The sequence below is a fragment of the Mariniradius saccharolyticus AK6 genome (assembly GCF_000330725.2).
Classification (GTDB): Bacteria; Bacteroidota; Bacteroidia; order Cytophagales; family Cyclobacteriaceae; genus Mariniradius; species Mariniradius saccharolyticus.
Genome location: NZ_AMZY02000020.1, coordinates 241229 through 258693 on the forward strand (window position 1 = coordinate 241229; position 17465 = coordinate 258693).

14 protein-coding genes are annotated in these 17465 nt (G+C 46.1%); 7 read left to right on the forward strand and 7 right to left on the reverse strand.

What is annotated here, in order from left to right; all coding sequences use genetic code 11:
• Positions 1–13 precede the first annotated feature (13 nt).
• Positions 14–772 carry a DUF3298 and DUF4163 domain-containing protein gene (locus C943_RS19570; protein WP_008631418.1) on the forward strand — a complete coding sequence of 253 codons (759 nt, stop codon included), beginning with the start codon at positions 14–16 and terminating at the stop codon, positions 770–772.
• A 75-nt stretch (positions 773–847) separates the two neighbouring features.
• Here the strand turns inward: C943_RS19570 and dnaA are convergent, their stop codons facing one another.
• Positions 848–2266, reverse strand: coding sequence for a chromosomal replication initiator protein DnaA (dnaA, locus tag C943_RS19575; RefSeq protein WP_008631419.1), 1419 nt, complete (start codon positions 2264–2266; stop codon positions 848–850).
• Positions 2267–2669: 403 nt separating this feature from the next.
• Between dnaA and C943_RS19580 the strand changes: the two genes are divergently transcribed.
• The 3 genes from C943_RS19580 (at position 2670) to C943_RS19590 (ending at position 8505) form a co-directional block, all read left to right on the forward strand.
• Positions 2670–4070: a methylmalonyl-CoA mutase family protein gene (locus C943_RS19580; RefSeq protein ID WP_040481424.1), complete on the forward strand. Its 1401-nt coding sequence runs from the start codon at positions 2670–2672 to the stop codon at positions 4068–4070.
• Entirely contained in the window at positions 4067–6184 is a 2118-nt protein-coding gene (gene scpA / locus C943_RS19585; RefSeq protein ID WP_008631421.1) for a methylmalonyl-CoA mutase, read from the forward strand. The genes C943_RS19580 and scpA overlap by 4 nt, the downstream gene beginning before the upstream one ends.
• A gap of 155 nt (positions 6185–6339) precedes the next feature.
• Positions 6340–8505 (forward strand): cation:proton antiporter, encoded by a 2166-nt coding sequence (locus C943_RS19590; RefSeq protein WP_008631422.1) that lies wholly within the window; start codon positions 6340–6342, stop codon positions 8503–8505.
• A gap of 17 nt (positions 8506–8522) precedes the next feature.
• Here C943_RS19590 and C943_RS19595 read toward each other — a convergent pair whose 3' ends face one another.
• The 5 genes from C943_RS19595 to C943_RS19615 all read right to left on the reverse strand — a co-directional run bounded on the left by C943_RS19595 (position 8523) and on the right by C943_RS19615 (position 11941).
• Positions 8523–8963 (reverse strand): DUF4440 domain-containing protein, encoded by a 441-nt coding sequence (locus C943_RS19595; RefSeq protein ID WP_040481459.1) that lies wholly within the window; start codon positions 8961–8963, stop codon positions 8523–8525.
• A gap of 168 nt (positions 8964–9131) precedes the next feature.
• Positions 9132–9455, reverse strand: coding sequence for a 2Fe-2S iron-sulfur cluster-binding protein (locus C943_RS19600; protein WP_008631427.1), 324 nt, complete (start codon positions 9453–9455; stop codon positions 9132–9134).
• A gap of 8 nt (positions 9456–9463) precedes the next feature.
• Complete coding sequence (locus tag C943_RS19605) at positions 9464–10468, reverse strand: NAD(P)/FAD-dependent oxidoreductase (RefSeq protein ID WP_008631429.1); 1005 nt, start codon at positions 10466–10468, stop codon at positions 9464–9466.
• Between the two features lie 98 nt (positions 10469–10566).
• On the reverse strand, positions 10567–10998 hold the full coding sequence (locus C943_RS19610) for a MarR family winged helix-turn-helix transcriptional regulator (protein ID WP_008631430.1): 432 nt from the start codon (positions 10996–10998) through the stop codon (positions 10567–10569).
• Between the two features lie 85 nt (positions 10999–11083).
• Positions 11084–11941, reverse strand: a complete 858-nt coding sequence (locus C943_RS19615; protein ID WP_008631432.1) for a toxin-antitoxin system YwqK family antitoxin — start codon at positions 11939–11941, stop codon at positions 11084–11086.
• 130 nt (positions 11942–12071) lie between these two features.
• Here C943_RS19615 and C943_RS19620 point away from each other — a divergent pair, with 130 nt between their 5' ends.
• The 3 genes from C943_RS19620 (at position 12072) to amaB (ending at position 16600) form a co-directional block, all read left to right on the forward strand.
• On the forward strand, positions 12072–13274 hold the full coding sequence (locus C943_RS19620; RefSeq protein ID WP_008631434.1) for a pyridoxal phosphate-dependent aminotransferase: 1203 nt from the start codon (positions 12072–12074) through the stop codon (positions 13272–13274).
• 692 nt (positions 13275–13966) lie between these two features.
• Positions 13967–15019, forward strand: coding sequence for a DUF4421 domain-containing protein (locus C943_RS19625; protein ID WP_245545571.1), 1053 nt, complete (start codon positions 13967–13969; stop codon positions 15017–15019).
• A 36-nt stretch (positions 15020–15055) separates the two neighbouring features.
• Positions 15056–16600 carry an L-piperidine-6-carboxylate dehydrogenase gene (gene amaB, locus C943_RS19630; RefSeq protein WP_008631438.1) on the forward strand — a complete coding sequence of 515 codons (1545 nt, stop codon included), beginning with the start codon at positions 15056–15058 and terminating at the stop codon, positions 16598–16600.
• Positions 16601–16767: 167 nt separating this feature from the next.
• On the opposite strand, the gene C943_RS19635 is transcribed toward amaB, so the two are convergent.
• A complete protein-coding gene (locus C943_RS19635) occupies positions 16768–17214 on the reverse strand; it encodes a hypothetical protein (RefSeq protein WP_008631440.1) in 447 nt (148 codons plus the stop codon).
• Positions 17215–17465 lie beyond the last annotated feature (251 nt).

Here is a 17465-nt window from a genome sequence, read left to right on the forward strand (position 1 = left end):
AATTCGAATATTAATGAAATTCAACCACCTTCTGGCGTTTGTTGTCGTTTCCTCGCTGGTTTTTTCCTGCCAAACCAAAAAACCAGAAGAATCCCAAGACCCATGGGCTTTTGAAATCAAAAAAATTGAGCAAAAAACCTGCGCGGGGAAGGAGTGTGTCTCTGTTGATATTTCCTATCCGGTTTTTGGGGACAAAAAACTACAATCCCTGATAGAACGGATCATTGTCCAAGGGATGTCTTTTGAGGGGCAACCTGAAACACTTTCCTTGGATTCCGCGGTTCAGGGTTTCATGGGTGAGTATATCGCCTTGAAGAAAGAATTTCCCGATGCCATTTCATGGGAATATTCCATGGAAGTTCGTGTTTCCTATCAAAGCGATTCCCTGTTGAGTTTGGCGTTTGACAGTTTTTCCTTTACAGGCGGCGCCCATCCAAATTCATTTCGCTCCTATCTGAATTTTGACAAGAATACGGGACAAGGAATTACAAATTCTGAGTTGATTCTGGAGGAAAGGACACTACTTTCCAAAGCAGAGGTGGAGTTTCGCAAGTACCATGCAGTCGGTGAGGACATGAACTTGAAGGATGATGGGCGATTTTTTCTAAATGAAAGAGATGAATTTTTTCTCCCTGCCGCGATTGGCTTTGAACTCGATTCTCTGGTACTTTATTACAATTCCTATGAAATCGGCCCCTATGTCATGGGTCCAACCGAACTCAAATTGCCCCTGTCTGAACTGGCTGGAATCGTGGCATTTACAAACAAATAGAGAGATAAAATCAAACCTTGATACCTTTTCACATCCGAGACCCGGAACTTCCTTACCGCAGGACCTCCCAACGTTCTAATATGACCGCATCTTCAGTTTTTTCTTCAGATCGTTTACGGCATTTCTGAAGGTAGTATCCGTTTCCATTAGGTCATTGACCGTCTGTACGGCGTGGATGACCGTACTGTGGTCCCTGCCTCCAAAATGGTACCCGATGGATTTGAGGGAATGGTTGGTAAATTCCTTCGAAAAATACATGGCCACTTGACGGGCTGTCACGATTTCCTTTTTGCGGGTTTTTGCCTTCAGGTCTTCGGTTTTGATGTCGAAATAGTCAGATACGGTCTTTTGGATAAAATCGATGCCCACCTCGTTTTCGATGTCCTTCACGATGTTTTTCATGATGGTCTTGGCCAAGGCCAAATCAATCTCTACCCGATTGAGCGATGCGTGTGCGATCAGTGAAATCATCACGCCTTCCAATTCACGGACATTTGTGTCAACGGTATAGGCAAGATACTCAATGACGTCGTCAGGGATGTAAATGCCCTCGGATTGCATTTTCCTACGGATGATTGCGACCCTTGTCTCAAAGTCAGGCATCTGCAGGTCTGCTGTCAGGCCCCATTTGAAGCGGGACAATAGCCTTTCCTCCAATCCTTTCAAATCCTTGGGAGGACAGTCGGAAGTAAGGATGATCTGCTTCTTGTTTTGGTGGAGGTGGTTGAAAATGTGGAAAAACATCTCTTGGGTCCGATCTTTCCCAGCAAGAAACTGGATGTCGTCTATGATGAGCACATCCACCTGCATGTAGAAATTGGTGAAGGACTTTACATTGCCGTCTTTGATCGAATCCATGAACTGGTTGACGAACTTCTCCGAGGACACATAGAGTACAAACTTATCCTCAGGTCCGTTTTTTATTTCGTTGCCAATGGCCTGCACCAAGTGTGTCTTTCCCAATCCCACGCCACCATAAACCATCAGGGGGTTGAAAGAGGTAATGCCGGGCTTGGTTGCGACCGCAAATCCTGCCGATCTCGCGAGTCTGTTGCAATCACCTTCGATATAAGTGTTGAAGGTGTAGTTTGGGTTCAGATTGGATTGCATCAGCCATTCCTCGTTGATCGAGGGAATATCAAATGGGCTTTTTGCCTCTGGAGCTCCTGTTTTTTTTGCTAATGGTGTATTTCCAACCTGCGGGTAGCTGACGACGTAGGGCTGGTTTTGGGAATTTCCCTTATCAACCACGACCGCATATTCCAAGCGTCCATTGGGCCCCAAGGTGGATTTGATCGCCAGCTTCAAGACATTCACGTAATTGTCTTCCAACCATTCGTAGAAAAATTGGCTCGGAACCTGAATGGTCAGTGTCGAGCCCTCCAACCTCACCGGGTTGACGGGCCTAAACCAAGTCGAAAAACTTTGTTCAGGGACATGTTGCTCGATGACGCGCAAACATTCGTTCCAAACTGCATTTGCCTCTGAACTCATTTTCTACTTAATATATCTAAACATGAATTGTTGTGGAAACCCTCACCTCTTTTCGAAGGGCTCCAAATTTGTGGATTTTTAATTTAAATTAAAAATCAAATTCGGCTTGACTTTTTAATAATTCCTTAAAGCCTGACAATTCCATTTGGATTGATTTCGCCGCCTGAAATTATGTGTTTTTGACTTCTGATTTGTGCGATTTCAAGGAAGGGATACAACAGGATTGCGGGAGAATTTTCGATTTTCGGCCTAAGCTAACCGCTTGTCACCCCGGATTATAATTCAGCGTTGAGATTCCATTCGATTATTTGTGGTGGCAAATCCCTGGTGATCGCTTATTTTTGGGTATTGTCTTGCGTACTAACGGGATGTGCTGAGTACAACATGATTGATAAACCCAAATATGAAAAAAACTACTTTTGATGCTTTTCCGCACTCGTCAAAGGAAGACTGGATACGACAGGTCTTGCAGGATATCAGAGGAAAAGACTTTGAGGCCACTCTTACTACCATAAATCCTGACGGGATCAGGATTCAGCCTTGTTACACAGAAGAGGACACAGTCTCCGGACTCGAGGGTTATCGCAACGCCTTCCATCCCAATCCGGAAATTCCCGGTATCCCCCCTCGGATTTGGGCTAATGTTGGAACCTTCGAGGTCGAGGATGAAAAAGTGTCCAATCGGGAAATCCTTCATGCTTTGATGAACGGGATTGACGGGATCTTTTTGAAGATAGATGGACCGATCGATTGGGCAACGCTGCTTAAGGACGTCGGGATTCAGTATATTAAAGTGTATTTGGAGACGGAAGGGAGTGTTCTTGAGTTGTGGGAAAGCTTCAAATCCTGGATTCAAGCCGCAGGCATCAAACCGGCCGAGCTGCATGGAGGGATTATCTGGGACGGATTTGTTCAGGCGCTTCAATACCCCTTGGAAAAGGAGGACATTTATGTAAATGCAGCGTCTTTGCTCGCTTCGGTAAAAGCTTATCCGGACTTCCGGCCGCTTGCGATTCGCTTTTCCCATTACCATCAAGCTGGCGCTACGGCCGTTCAGGAGTTAGCCTACGGATTTGCTTCCTTTATTGAACTTGTAGATGGCTTGGAGAAGCATGGAATTTCACCGGCTGACCTGTTTTCTAATTGCTTCGTCTGCATAGAAGCGGGGGGTGATTTTTTTGGAGAAATAGCCAAAATCAAATCCGCTCGCGTGATTTTTCACCAGCTTGCAACCTTATATGGCGTATCGATGGAGCCAGCAATGGTAGAAATATTCGTCGGGACAAGCAATTGGACCAAGAGTACTTGGGATGTCAATACGAACTTGCTTCGAAATACTTCCGAAGCGATGGCTGCCATCTTTGGCGGATGCAACGCGCTCGCGGTCGGCACACATGATTTTTCGAAGGCTGATTTTTCGACAAGAATGGCGCGCAATATCTCCAACATCCTCAAAGAGGAATCCTTTTTGGACAAAGTGGTCGATCCTGCCGCCGGTAGTTACTATTTGGAGGCTTTGATTCGGGAGATTTTGGGAAAAGTTAAATCCAAGCTCATCGATATCGAGAAAATTGGGGGCTGGTGGCAAGCATTCGAATCGGGCCAGATGCAAAATGAGATTCGTGCGGCACGGGGCAAGTCAATGGTGGCGGTTTTGGAGGGGAAGTCTCCAAAAATTGGCAGCAACAAATTTGCACCGAATGAAAGTCGGCCGAATGTAGAATTGCCTCAAGAGCAGGTCTGGCAATTGTTACCTTGGCGTGAAACCCTATTGTTTGAACACCAAAACCAAAATCCAGCATGAGGCCCGATCTTTCCAAACTTCGATTTGAGTATCAAAACGGTGGTCAAAATGAATCTGCCAGTGTTTGGGAATCTGCCGAAAAGATTCCAGTGCCCGGCGTTATCGGTAGTGAATTGCTGAAGGACGTGTCGCATTTGCGCTATGCGGCGGGAATTCCACCGTTTTTGCGGGGACCTTACAGTACGATGTATGTGATGCGGCCATGGACGATTCGGCAGTATGCAGGTTTTTCGACGGCAGAAGAATCCAACGCATTTTATAGGAGAAATTTAGCGGCTGGACAAAAAGGGCTTTCAGTCGCTTTCGATTTGGCTACCCATCGAGGCTACGATTCCGACCACCCCAGAGTAGTCGGTGATGTTGGCAAAGCTGGTGTTGCGATCGATTCTGTTTTGGACATGAAGGTATTGTTTGACGGGATTCCCTTGGACCAAATGTCTGTCTCCATGACGATGAATGGGGCGGTGATCCCGATTTTGGCCTTTTTTATTGTCGCGGCCGAAGAACAAGGAGTGAAGCCAGAACAGTTGAGTGGCACCATCCAAAATGATATTCTGAAGGAATTCATGGTCCGCAACACCTACATCTATCCGCCTGGGCCATCGATGCGAATCATCGCAGATATTTTTGCTTACACTTCGAAACATATGCCCAAGTTCAATTCCATTTCTATCTCGGGCTATCACATGCAGGAGGCAGGTGCAACTGCCGATTTGGAGCTGGCTTATACCTTGGCGGATGGTTTGGAGTACCTCAGGACAGGCATACAGGCAGGTTTGGATATTGATGATTTTGCGCCGAGGCTTTCATTCTTTTGGGCTATTGGGATGAATTATTTTATGGAAATAGCCAAAATGAGGGCGGGAAGGCTCCTTTGGGCAGAAATCGTGCGGCAATTTGGCCCCAAGGACCCCAAGTCAATGGCGCTACGCACCCATTGTCAAACTTCTGGTTGGTCCCTGACGGCCCAAGATCCCTTCAATAACGTTGCACGCACGGCCATTGAGGCTATGGCAGCGGCATTAGGCCATACCCAATCTTTGCATACCAATTCTTTTGACGAGGCGATCGCGCTTCCGACGGATTATTCTGCTCGGATCGCAAGAAATACCCAGCTTTTTCTGCAAGAAGAGACGGGAATTACAAAAGTCGTGGATCCCTGGGGTGGGTCTTTTTATTTGGAATACCTCACGGATCAATTGGTCAAAAAAGCCCGAATTCTGATCGAGGAGGTTGAATCCATGGGCGGTATGGCCAAAGCCATAGATGCTGGAATACCCAAGATGCGTATCGAAGAAGCGGCCGCCAGGAAGCAAGCGCGGATCGATAGCGGCCGTGATATAATCGTAGGCGTCAATCGGTATCAAACAGAATCAGAGGAGGAGTTTGATATTCTCGAAGTGGACAACAACGCCGTCAGGGAAGCCCAAATCGAGCGGTTGCACCGACTCAAAGCTGAGCGCCGCCAACCGGAAGTCGACGCTGCACTTTCCGCGATTAGCGTTGCGGCCGAACCCGGGAAGGGAAATCTTCTCGAATTGGCCGTGGAAGCAGCCCGAAAAAGGGCTACTTTAGGGGAAATATCCGATGCGATGGAAAAAGAATTCGGCAGGCACAAAGCTGCGATCCAATCTGTCAAAGGCGTGTATGCTGGCGAGGCCAAAAACGATAAAGCATTTCAAGAAGCGAGGGCTTTGGCTGACCGTTTTGCGGAATTGGAAGGAAGGAGGCCACGCATCATGGTTGCCAAAATGGGCCAGGACGGCCACGACCGGGGTGCCAAAGTCATTGCGACAGGCTTTGCCGATTTGGGTTTTGACGTGGATATCGGGCCGCTTTTTCAAACTCCCGAGGAAGTTGCGATGCAGGCGGTCGAAAACGACGTGCATATCGTGGGGGCGTCCTCCCTTGCAGCCGGCCATAAGACCTTGGTGCCAGCGTTGATTGCGGAGCTTAAGCGACTGGGAAGGGAAGACATCATGGTGATTGCGGGAGGAGTGATTCCCCCAAAAGACTACAAATTCCTTAGTGATGCGGGCGTGTCAGCTGTCTTTGGCCCAGGGACGGTTATTTCCAAGGCTGCTAAGGAAATTTTGGAAAAATTGATGGCATAGAAGCGATTCTTTAAGCGGTTGGTTTATTGGGGGTTGAGGCCAATTCTGGTGTATATAATATGTTTTTGCCGAACTATTCCCGAGTTGTTTGGGTGAATTTTATCGATTTCCGGGGAGTTTAGAGTTAAATTGTGTCTCTTTTGAACTTGTCAGCTATGATGTTTTTGGCAGAATTGAACTTTAAGCTACCTTGGACCAACCCAGTCCTTGTTTTTTCCAGTATCCTGTTCATCATCCTTTTTGCGCCGCTGCTGCTCAACAAGATAAAAATCCCGCAATTGATCGGATTGATCATTGCAGGTGCGCTTATTGGACCCAATGGTTTTAATATGCTAGAAAGGGACAGCAGCGTGGTACTGTTTGGTACGGTGGGATTGCTGTATATCATGTTTTTGGCTGGATTGGAAATCGATATGGCCGATTTCAAGAAGAATTCGACCAAAAGCATCGTTTTTGGTATGTACACTTTTTTGATTCCCATGGTTTTGGGTACGCTTTCGGGACTCTTTATCTTGGATTTTGGAATGGCAACTTCGGTTCTGTTGGCAAGTATGTTTGCCTCGCACACGCTGATTGCCTATCCGATCATCTCTAAGCTGGGCGTGACGAAAAATAAAGCGGTGAACATCACCGTTGGGGGTACCATGATTACCGATACCTTGGCTCTCTTGGTATTGGCCGTGGTGGTAGGGATGTCTACCGGAGAGATGACAGGCGATTTCTGGCTGAAACTTTTTATTTCCCTGCTGATTTTCGCAAGCATTGTGGTGTTTGTGTTTCCAATGTTGGCCCGCTGGTTTTTCAAAAAGAGCGATGACAATATTTCCCAATACATATTTGTTTTGGCGCTCGTGTTTCTCGGTGCATTTTTGGCTGAGGCCGCAGGAATAGAAGGAATCATTGGGGCGTTCTTGGCGGGTTTGGCGTTGAACAAACTCATACCCCATACTTCTCCGCTTATGAACAGGATTGAGTTTGTTGGCAACGCGCTTTTCATCCCTTTCTTCCTGATTGGCGTTGGTATGTTGATCGATTTTCGGGTTTTCATCTCAGACTTCGAGACTATCAAAGTAGCCATCGTCATGACCATCGTGGCGACGCTTGCCAAGTTCCTTGCCGCATATTTCACTCAAAAAACCTTTAGTTTCTCCGTGGCACAGCGAAACGTGATCTTCGGACTGAGCAATGCCCAAGCAGCGGCGACTTTGGCGGCGGTGCTGGTAGGATACAAAATTATCATCGGGGAAAATCCCGACGGCACGCCTATCCGACTATTGGGTGACAGTATTCTGAATGGGACCATCCTGATGATTTTGGTTACTTGTACGATTGCCTCGTTCGTTGCCCAAAGGGGCGGTACCGTGCTTGCCCTTGAGGAGGAAAAAGAATCTTCCGAAGAAAAGGAATCCAATGAGCTTGAGGAGAAAATACTTATTCCAGTCAATTACCCGGAAAATATTGAGGAGCTGATCAATTTCGGTGTGACGATCAAATCTAAATCGACAAAGAACTCTCTAATTGCCCTTAACATCATTCCTTCGGATGTCACGGATGAAGCGAAGGAAAAGAATGCCAAGAAGCTTCTGGAAAAAGCTACAAAGGCGGCTGCTGCGACTGATAACATCCTGAGCGAACTTGTCCGGTATGACAGCAATATTGTCAACGGGATATCCAATGTGGCCAAGGAAAACAAGGCGACGGATATCATCCTAGGGCTACATAAGCAGCAATCCATCTCTGATTCTATTCTTGGCAAACTTACAGAGGGCGTATTGTCCAAAATCCAGGTCACGGCATTTATTTACCAGAGTTACCAGCCTTTGAATACGATCGGGAAGTATGTAGTCGTGATTCCCAAAGATGCCGAGAAGGAGCTTGGATTTATACATTGGCTGCTGAGGGTATGGAATATCGGTAGAAATACCGGGGCCAAACTGTCTTTCTTTGCCCATTCGGAAACCTTGGAATTTATTAAAGAGGTTCAGAAAAAGTTTAGCATCGAGGCGCAATTCACGGAGTTTCCTGACTGGGAAGATTTCCTGATATTGTCAAGGGACTTAAAAGAGAATGATGCCTTGATGGTCATCATGAGTCGAAAAAGTGGGGAATCGTACAATCCGGTGATGCAGAAACTGCCCAAATACCTCAACAAGTATTTTAACAAGAACAATTTCATACTGGTTTATCCAATCCAAAATGATCTAGAGGATCCCTACGCCAAGACGGGAGGCACCTCCTTCCTTAATCCCTTGCTTTCCGGTAGCGTCCATACATTGGAGAATTTTTCAGAAGCGATTGGGAAGGTTTTTAAGAAGAAATAGCCAAGCGAACTGAGGAGTCAGTTTCCTGCTGAAGGATTCATGTTCCGGATTGCGGAGATTCTCCAGTTTTCACCCGTTTTAACCACAGAAAAGCTACTCCACATTTCCCTTTTGGATCCGTTTGGACTAGTGATTATATACCGACAATCTACCAATGCCACATTTTCGCTGAGGAATTTAATCTTTTCCACCTCAAGGCTACGTGTGCCTGGGTTGGAACGGGTGCTTGTCTGCATGCCTGCTGTAGCCTCCGCAATCCCGATTCTCCATTGTCCGTTTGAGACCAGTTGGTCTATGTCCTCGGTCAGGATTTTCCGCAGGAGAATGCTGTCTTGTGTTTCCCTTGCTTCCGAATATTGCATGATGAGAATTTTTATCTTCTCTTTTTCCTGTGATTTTTCGGTCTGAGAAAAGACGGCTATAGGAAAAATCAACAGTATCAGGAATGATAGCTTCATGTTTTGGGGTTTTGGAATGAAAATACCCATTAAAACATGTAAAACCAATTTGTAAAAAATCCTTCTGCCAGAATCTCGGCAAAGGAAAACGCCATCTGGATACAGATGGCGTTCTTTCATTTGAGTTTTGGCCAATTTGGTTGTCTATACAAATCCGCTTGGATCTGACTATACCACATCTTCGCCCCGCAGTTTTATCACTGCACCTTCCAGAATCTCGCCGATGCGGATTTGGCAGGAAAGGCGCGAAGTTGGGAAATACTCGGGCAGGTTTTCTAGCTGGTCTAGTTCGGTATCAGTTGCATCTCCGAGGCCATCCTTTCCTTCAAGGATTTCCACGTGACAGGTAGCGCAGAGTGCCATGCCACCGCAGGTAGCGAGGATTGGATATTCGGATGCTTTCAGCACTTCCATCAGGCTCAGCCCCATGTCATCAGGGGCTTCGATCCGTTGCCGGTTGCCTGCTTGGTCTTCTACAGTGAATGATATCATGGGATTGATTAGAATGCGTTTACGCCGTTGACGGTGGTGTATTTGAAGCTGAGTTTTTGGTCAGGATAGACATATTTGAATGCAGAGTGCATCATGATGGCCGCCTCGTGGAAGCCACAGAGAATCAGTTTCAGCTTGCCGGGATACGTGTTGATATCGCCGATGGCGTAGATGCGTTCCACGCCGGTCGAATAGTCACGGGTATCTACTTCGATCGCATTTTTGTCAATGCTAAGTCCCCAGTCTGCAATCGGACCGAGCTTTGGACTCAAGCCAAACAGGGGGATCAGATAATCCGCATCCAATACGATTTCCTCCTTGGATTTGCCTTCGAGAGTGACAGTTTTCAATGTCCCGTTGCCACCTAGCTCTTTGAGATTGGCGGAAAGGATCAAATCAATTTTCCCTTTGTTGGCTAGGTCAAACACTTTGGACGCTGAATCAGGAGCGCCACGGAAAGTCTCATTTCTGTGAACCAAGGTTACCCTTTCAGCCACATCGGCCAGATAGATCGTCCAGTCCAAAGCGGAATCACCTCCACCAGCTAGCACAACCTTTTTGTTGCGGAAAGTCTCTGGGTTCTTCACCATGTAAGCGACACCTTTTCCTTCAAATGCCTCCAGATTTTCCACAGCGGGCTTTCTCGGCTCAAATACGCCCAAGCCGCCGGCAATGACCACTACTTGGCAATGCACTTGTGTTTTCTCATTTGTGGTGACGATGTACGATCCGTCAGCCTGCTTAGCAAGATGCTCCACACGCTCGCCCAAGGTAAATGTCGGCTTGAATGGCTTGATTTGCAACATCAGGTTGTCCACCAAATCCTGCGCATTGATCTCCGGATAGCCCGGGATATCGTAGATCGGTTTTTGGGGATAAATCTCCGACAATTGCCCACCGACCTGCGGAAGGTAATCGATCAAATGGCAGCGCATCTTCAGCAATCCTGCTTCAAAAACCGCAAATAGACCAACTGGTCCCGCCCCGATGATACAAAGGTCTGTCGTAATCATGATGAAAATGGTTTATCAATAGGTTTAACAGCTTTTTCAGCTGTTTGTTCGTACAAATATAATTAGTATGACAAGTAATTTTTCAATTTTGATAAGATCTATTCAAGGTTGTCATAAATTTTGTTGAGGATCCGCTTAAATTCCTCAAAATCCCCTTCGTTGAGGTTTTCCCAGGCTTTTTGCCGGATTTCAGAGACCTTTGGTTTGAGTTCTTCTACTTTTTCGGCGCCCGACTGCGTAAGTACCAGTTGAAAACTTCTCCGGTCATTGGGGTGGGGGACACGCTCCACATAGCCTTTTTTGGTCAGGATATCGATGATGCGCGTCAGTGTCGGTTGGTCTTTGAATAGGATTTGGGCCATTTCGGATTGGCTCATCAGCTCATTCTCAGATAGGTTTTTCAAAATCAGCCATTGGTCGACCGTGATATCGAAATCCTCCAGCTTGAACTTTCGCTGAGCATACTGCTTGACACGCCGGGCAGTCCGATCGAGTAGAAATGAGTACTTGCTGAATTGTTCCTGTGTCATACCAATAATTAGCATGACAAATGTAAGTATGATTTTGGTATTACGAATAAAAACCTATAAAAAAGATAGGGAATATAGGTAAATATCAATTCACGTTTTCCCTTCTGTAGATGAGATTGCCGTCCTTGTCCCATTCTGCGCGGATGTAGGGCCTGAAGTTTTTCGTGAACGGCTCACTTTGGTATTGGATTTCCCGCTTGCGGACTGCACTGTTCTTCACATTCCAGTATTCGGTCCAAAGCCCGACTTTTTCGCCAAAATGGTACTCCCCGGTGACTGCAACCTGCCCGTCTTCATGGAAATGAAAGAAATTGCCTTCCATTAATTCATACTCCACGGGGATAAGCTTTTCGATCTGGCGTTTTTCGCGGTTATAGTAGGTGACTTTGGAATCTTTGGGCCAGCCTTCGGAGTAGTGGAGTTTGTCAAGAAGTACAGATTTGTTGTCAAACTTAAGCCAGGTGCCATGTTTTGTACCAAAAAAATAGTAGCCTTTCTCGACAACGACTTCGCCAACTTCCCGCTGGTACGGCCCGTGTAGGAGAAATCCGCGGGTCGGGTCAAAGTTTTGGCTGCGGATGACTTTATCCCGATTGTCAATCCAATAGATATCCCTGATATAGGGATCCACTGTTCTGGTTTCGGTTGTATAATTGAAAACCTCATATTGGACCGATTCACGGATATTTTGCTTTGTATAGCCTTTCTTAGTTTTGACTCCAAAGTAAATGTTCTTTTTCGCTTTTTTCTTTTGCTCTTTCTTTTTATCAGTTTTGTTTAAGTCCTCGAAAAGCAACATCGGTGCCGAGGTAGGCAAGAACCTATCGGTCACGACTCCTGACGAATCCGGGTCCGTTTGTTGTTCTTTTTTGTCCTTTTGGGCAAAAGACACGCGTATGCCGATCAGATAAATCAATGCGAGAAGGAAAATCCGGGATTTCATGTTTTTACAACGAATTTTGGGCGATCGTTATTTTACCAAAAAAACACGGAACTATCAGCAATTCAAATGATTTTTTGAGAATTAATGATTGTAATCTGTATTTTTGGCCGAATTTTAAAAATCAAACCTCATGAATCCTATTTTATCCGATCGCATCAACCAGATGGAAGAATCCGCGACTCTGGCAATGGCCAAAAAAGCGCGGGATTTGAAAGCCCAAGGAATTGACATCATCAGCCTGAGTTTGGGCGAACCAGATTTCAAGACACCTAAGCATATCCAAAAGGCAGCCAAAGATGCAATCGATGAGGAAAAATATTTCGCCTATCCACCGGTGGCTGGATACCAGGACCTGAGGGAAGCGATCGCGAAGAAACTGCGTGAGGAAAACAATATCTCCCAAGCCAAAGCCGAAAACATCGTCGTTTCGACGGGGGCCAAGCATTCAATCGCCAATGTGTTCATGTGTCTTATCAATGAAGGTGACGAGGTGGTGATCTACTCCCCGTATTGGGTGAGTTATGCCGAAATCATAAAATTGGCTGGTGGTGTTCCCGTGCTTATAGAAGGAAACCTCGAAAACAACTTCAAAGCCACAGCCAAGCAATTGGAAGCGGCGCTGACGGATAGGACCAAGGCGGTGATTTATTCCTCTCCTTGTAACCCAACCGGTTCTGTATTTAGTCAGGCTGAACTGGAGGAAATCGCAGCCATCGTTAAAAGCAGGGAGAACCTTTTTGTGATCGCCGATGAAATTTATGAGCTGATCAATTTCACTGGGAAAAATTTCAGCATCGCATCTCTCCCCGGGATGTTTGAAAGGACAATTACGGTGAATGGATTTTCTAAGGGATATGCGATGACAGGATGGAGGGTAGGTTACATCTGTGCGCCCGTATTTATTGCAAAAGCCTGTGAGAAGATGCAAGGTCAATTCACTTCAGGTGGTACGGGCATTGCCCAAAGGGCTGCTTTGGCGGCGATCACCGGCGACCAAACGCCGTCCAAAGAGATGGAAAAAGCCTATTTGCGCAGAAGGGATTTGGTTTTGGGTCTTTTAAAAGATATTCCTGGGATCAAGACACATATTCCTGAAGGTGCATTTTATTTCTTTCCCGACGTGACAGCATTTTTCGGAAAATCAGCGGACGGGTTTAAAGTAAATAATGCGGACGATCTCTGTTTATATATTCTTGAAAAAGCCAACGTGTCACTGGTAACTGGTGAGGCATTCGGAGCACCAAACTGCGTCAGGTTGTCTTATGCGGCTTCAGACGAGGAACTTGTGGAGGCTCTCAAACGAATGAAATCCGCCTTGGCCAAACTTGCATAAACACGATAACCCATATTCTATCCCCGGGCCTGTGGTTCGGGGATTTTTTTTGTACAATTCCCGAATAGAAGTGCTTGAAGGGGTTTTCCAATATGCACTCCAACGTACAGTAAACCCTTGGATTATTACCCCATAGTTAATTGTCATTAGACTTCACAGGCGGATAAAAAATATGAAAATTCAAAGAAAAATTTAACTAACCTGGTTTTTTGACTCTGTCCGTTGATTATAACTAAATGATAAAATTAAAAGATAATCTTGGAAACTAGTTGAATATTGAATCGAAGGGGTATAGATCAAAATGTTGAAAATCAATAAAATAATGAGTTAAATTTCATTTTTTTGGAAACCCTAAGGATATCGACAAAGAAATGATTGTCTAAAAATACATTGCTAAAACGCTTTAATTGGTCTACTAGGTAGAAGTGCGGTTTTATCGTGAAAACTCAATTATGATTATTTTATTATTAAATCAAAAAAAACCTAGATGATACTCTTGTTTTTCTAAATCATTGTTTGCTATATTTGTCTCGGGTGATTAAGCAACTTTTTCTGCTAAAGACTTTTGATGATTAAACAAATGGAGATTATTGTGAGAATGACTTTTTCTGATCTCCATTTAAATTCTAATCCGCAGTAATGCGGATTTTTTATTTCTGGATATATTGGGCTTGAAATATTGTGACATTAAATTGAGATTTTCCTCTTATATCGTTTTCGTGCTTTTTTCGGGATTCTTTTCCTTTGTAACAGATTTTTCGCATGCTCAGGGAGACACGACATATTATGTAAGCTACCGGAAAATGCTGACGACAAGGCTTTACACTTCCAGGAAGTATACAAGTTTGGTGTTACAGGACAACTTGAGTGACACCCGTATGAGGTTTGAACCAAACACGAACCTTAACCTTGGAGTGGGTGCCTCCTACAATGATTTCACGCTGAATATTGCCGTAGGCTTTCCTTTTATGAATCCAAATATGGATCGCGTGGACGGCCGTTACTTGGATCTGCAGGGACACGTTTATCCTAGGAATTTTGTCATCGATTTCTTTGGGCAGTTTTACAACGGCTACTATTTGCAGCGGATCAATGGTCAATTGGTAGACGATCCGGATATCTTGGTGTTTCCAGACATGCGTGTGAGGAAATTCGGTGCCAACCTGCAATACCTTTTTAATGGGGACAGGTTGTCGCTGAAGGCTTCATTTTTGCAGACCGGTTGGCAAAAAAAATCAGCAGGAAGTCTCTTGGGTGGTTTTGAAATGTATGGTGGACATGCCGAGAACCCGTATCCGATTCCTTTTGAGCCAGACAATCCGCTCAGTCGGGAGTTTACCAGGGTCGGTTTTTTGCAGTTCGGCCCAAACATTGGTTATGTCGCCACATTGGTGATCAAAAAGCATTTCTTCCTGACAGGATTGGTATCAAGCAGCATGAGTTTTGGTTTTTCCAATGTGGAGCAGAATCTAGAATCCACACCCCAATGGAATGTGACCAACACCTTTTTTTTGAGAGGATTTGCTGGGTACAACGGCCCGGTTTGGTCCATCAACGCCAACTATGTACATGCGAATCTCGGTCTACCCAAGGTCGATGATTTCTCAAATCAATTGATGACAGGCAATTACCGAATCAATTTTATTTACAGATTTGACGTCGGGCCCAAATTGAAGAAGTACTTGGATTATGTAGATTTGGAGCGGTATCTACCCGAGAGGCTCAAGAAGCAAAAAGAGGACTGACCCTTTTTATATTAATAATCAAAATCAAACCCAAATATGTCATTACCAGCACAGATCAGCGCATCCTTAGAGACGCTCGGCATTAAGGACCAAAACCCAGGAAGTTCAACGGGCCAAAATTGGCTGAATACATCGGCAGGGTTTTTTTCATCCCTTTCACCTGTAGATGGAAATAAAATTGCAGCGGTGCAAGCTACGGACAAGGCGACCTATGAAGCCGTTATCCAGAAGGCCGAGGAAGCCTTTTTGACCTGGAGAAAAGTCCCGGCGCCACAGCGTGGTGAATTTGTGAGAAAACTTGGCAACGAACTCCGGGTCGTCAAAGCCGACTTGGGCAGGCTCGTTTCCTACGAGATGGGCAAGTCCTACCAAGAAGGACTCGGTGAGGTCCAAGAGATGATCGATATCTGTGATTTTGCAGTGGGCCTCTCCAGGCAATTGTACGGGCTGACGATGCATTCAGAGCGTCCCGGTCATCGCATGTACGAGCAGTGGCATCCCTTGGGCATCGTCGGAATCATCTCCGCTTTCAATTTTCCGGTTGCTGTGTGGTCCTGGAATGCCATGATCGCTTGGGTCTGCGGGGATGTGTGTATATGGAAACCTTCCGAAAAGGCGCCTCTGTCAGCTTTGGCCTGCCAGCATATCGTAGCAAAGGTACTCCGCGAAAGCGAATTGCCGGAGGGCATATCTTGTCTCATCAATGGAGACTACAAGGTGGGTGAAATGATGACCCAAGACTTCCGGATTCCCCTGATCTCTGCGACAGGCTCCACCCGCATGGGCAAGATCGTAGGACAAGCTGTTGCGGCCCGCTTGGGACGGTCACTTTTGGAACTTGGCGGCAACAATGCCATCATCATCACCGAAAACGCGGATTTGGATATTGCCATTCGTGGGGCTTTGTTTGGTGCAGTGGGTACTGCTGGTCAGCGCTGCACCACGACCAGACGTCTGATCGTACAGGAATCTGTCTATGATACAGTCAAGGAAAGGCTCAAATCCGCCTATGCCAAGTTGGTGATCGGGGATCCTTTGGACGAGAAAAACCACGTAGGCCCGCTCATCGACCAAGATGCGGTCAAGGCATATTTATCCGCGGTGGAAAAGGTCAAAGCCCAAGGAGGAAAGGAACTCGTGCCAGCAGGGGTACTCACGGGTCCCGGATATGAGTCAGGCTGCTATGTGAAGCCTTGTATCATCGAAGCTGAAAACCATTTTGAAATGGTACAGCATGAGACATTCGCGCCGATCTTGTACTTGAACAAATATAGGACCCTCGACGAGGCGATAGCCATGCACAACGGCGTGCCGCAGGGATTATCCTCCGCAATCATGACTTTGAACATGCGGGAAGCGGAGGCATTCCTGTCCGCCGCGGGGTCCGATTGCGGTATCGCAAACGTCAATATCGGTACTTCCGGTGCTGAGATTGGCGGGGCATTTGGAGGAGAAAAGGAAACCGGCGGAGGACGCGAATCCGGTTCGGATTCTTGGAAAGCATACATGCGCCGTCAGACCAATACCATCAACTACAGTACAGCCCTCCCCCTTGCTCAAGGGATCAGGTTTGAGATTTGAGGACTGGCCTATGGGCGAAGCGGACGAAAGGAGCCAATATGCCCAGAAATCAGGGACGTAGATTCAACCGAAGTCGATTTCCTCAATACCTGTGGAAGGTCAAGCAAAACAGAAAAGCCCTCGGGATAAGGTTCCGGGGGCTCTGATTGGTTGGGGTAAACCATCTTTTACTCTTTACCCCACATTTGGATATCTACCTCACAGGCTGGGACTTTGAATCCAACGGTAAATCTGTCCTTGTGCATCCACTCGTCCTTGAAGACCAAGAGAATGGTCGTTCCAGCGTCGGACTTTCCTTTCAGTTCCACCCAATCATCAAATGTCAGGTCATTATCATGAATACTTGGGATTTCAAGTAATTGCTTTGATTGGAGGTTGGCGCATGCCTGCCCACTTGATGCGACGTGGGTAACGCCAACCGACAAATCTGGGTCTTCAAATCCACTCCTGGTGTAAGCCCAATCATCTCCCGAGAGATTTGCCAAAAGGGTCAGGTCATTGTCTCTGTCGAAAATGACGATAATTGAATCAGGTGCTATTGGATTTTCGCTAAGTCGGGTGTATTCAGCCTGGTTTTTCCAAAAAGCAATCCAAATCATCAGAAATACAATCATCGAGACATGTATTTGCATATGTTAACTTATACAGTTCTGCCGAGGCCAAATCGGTTACCCAAGTTAATAGACAAATAAGAAAAACAGAAAAGCCCTCGGGATAAGGTTCCGAGGGCTTGGAAGTGGGAGTTGAGGGATTCGTCCCGATCGCCATCGCGGACCCCGACCCTCTGCGGCCTTTTTGATTTCGAATTAAAACAAAAAGCCCCGATTTGGGGCTTCGAAGTGGGAGTTGAGGGATTCGTCCCGAT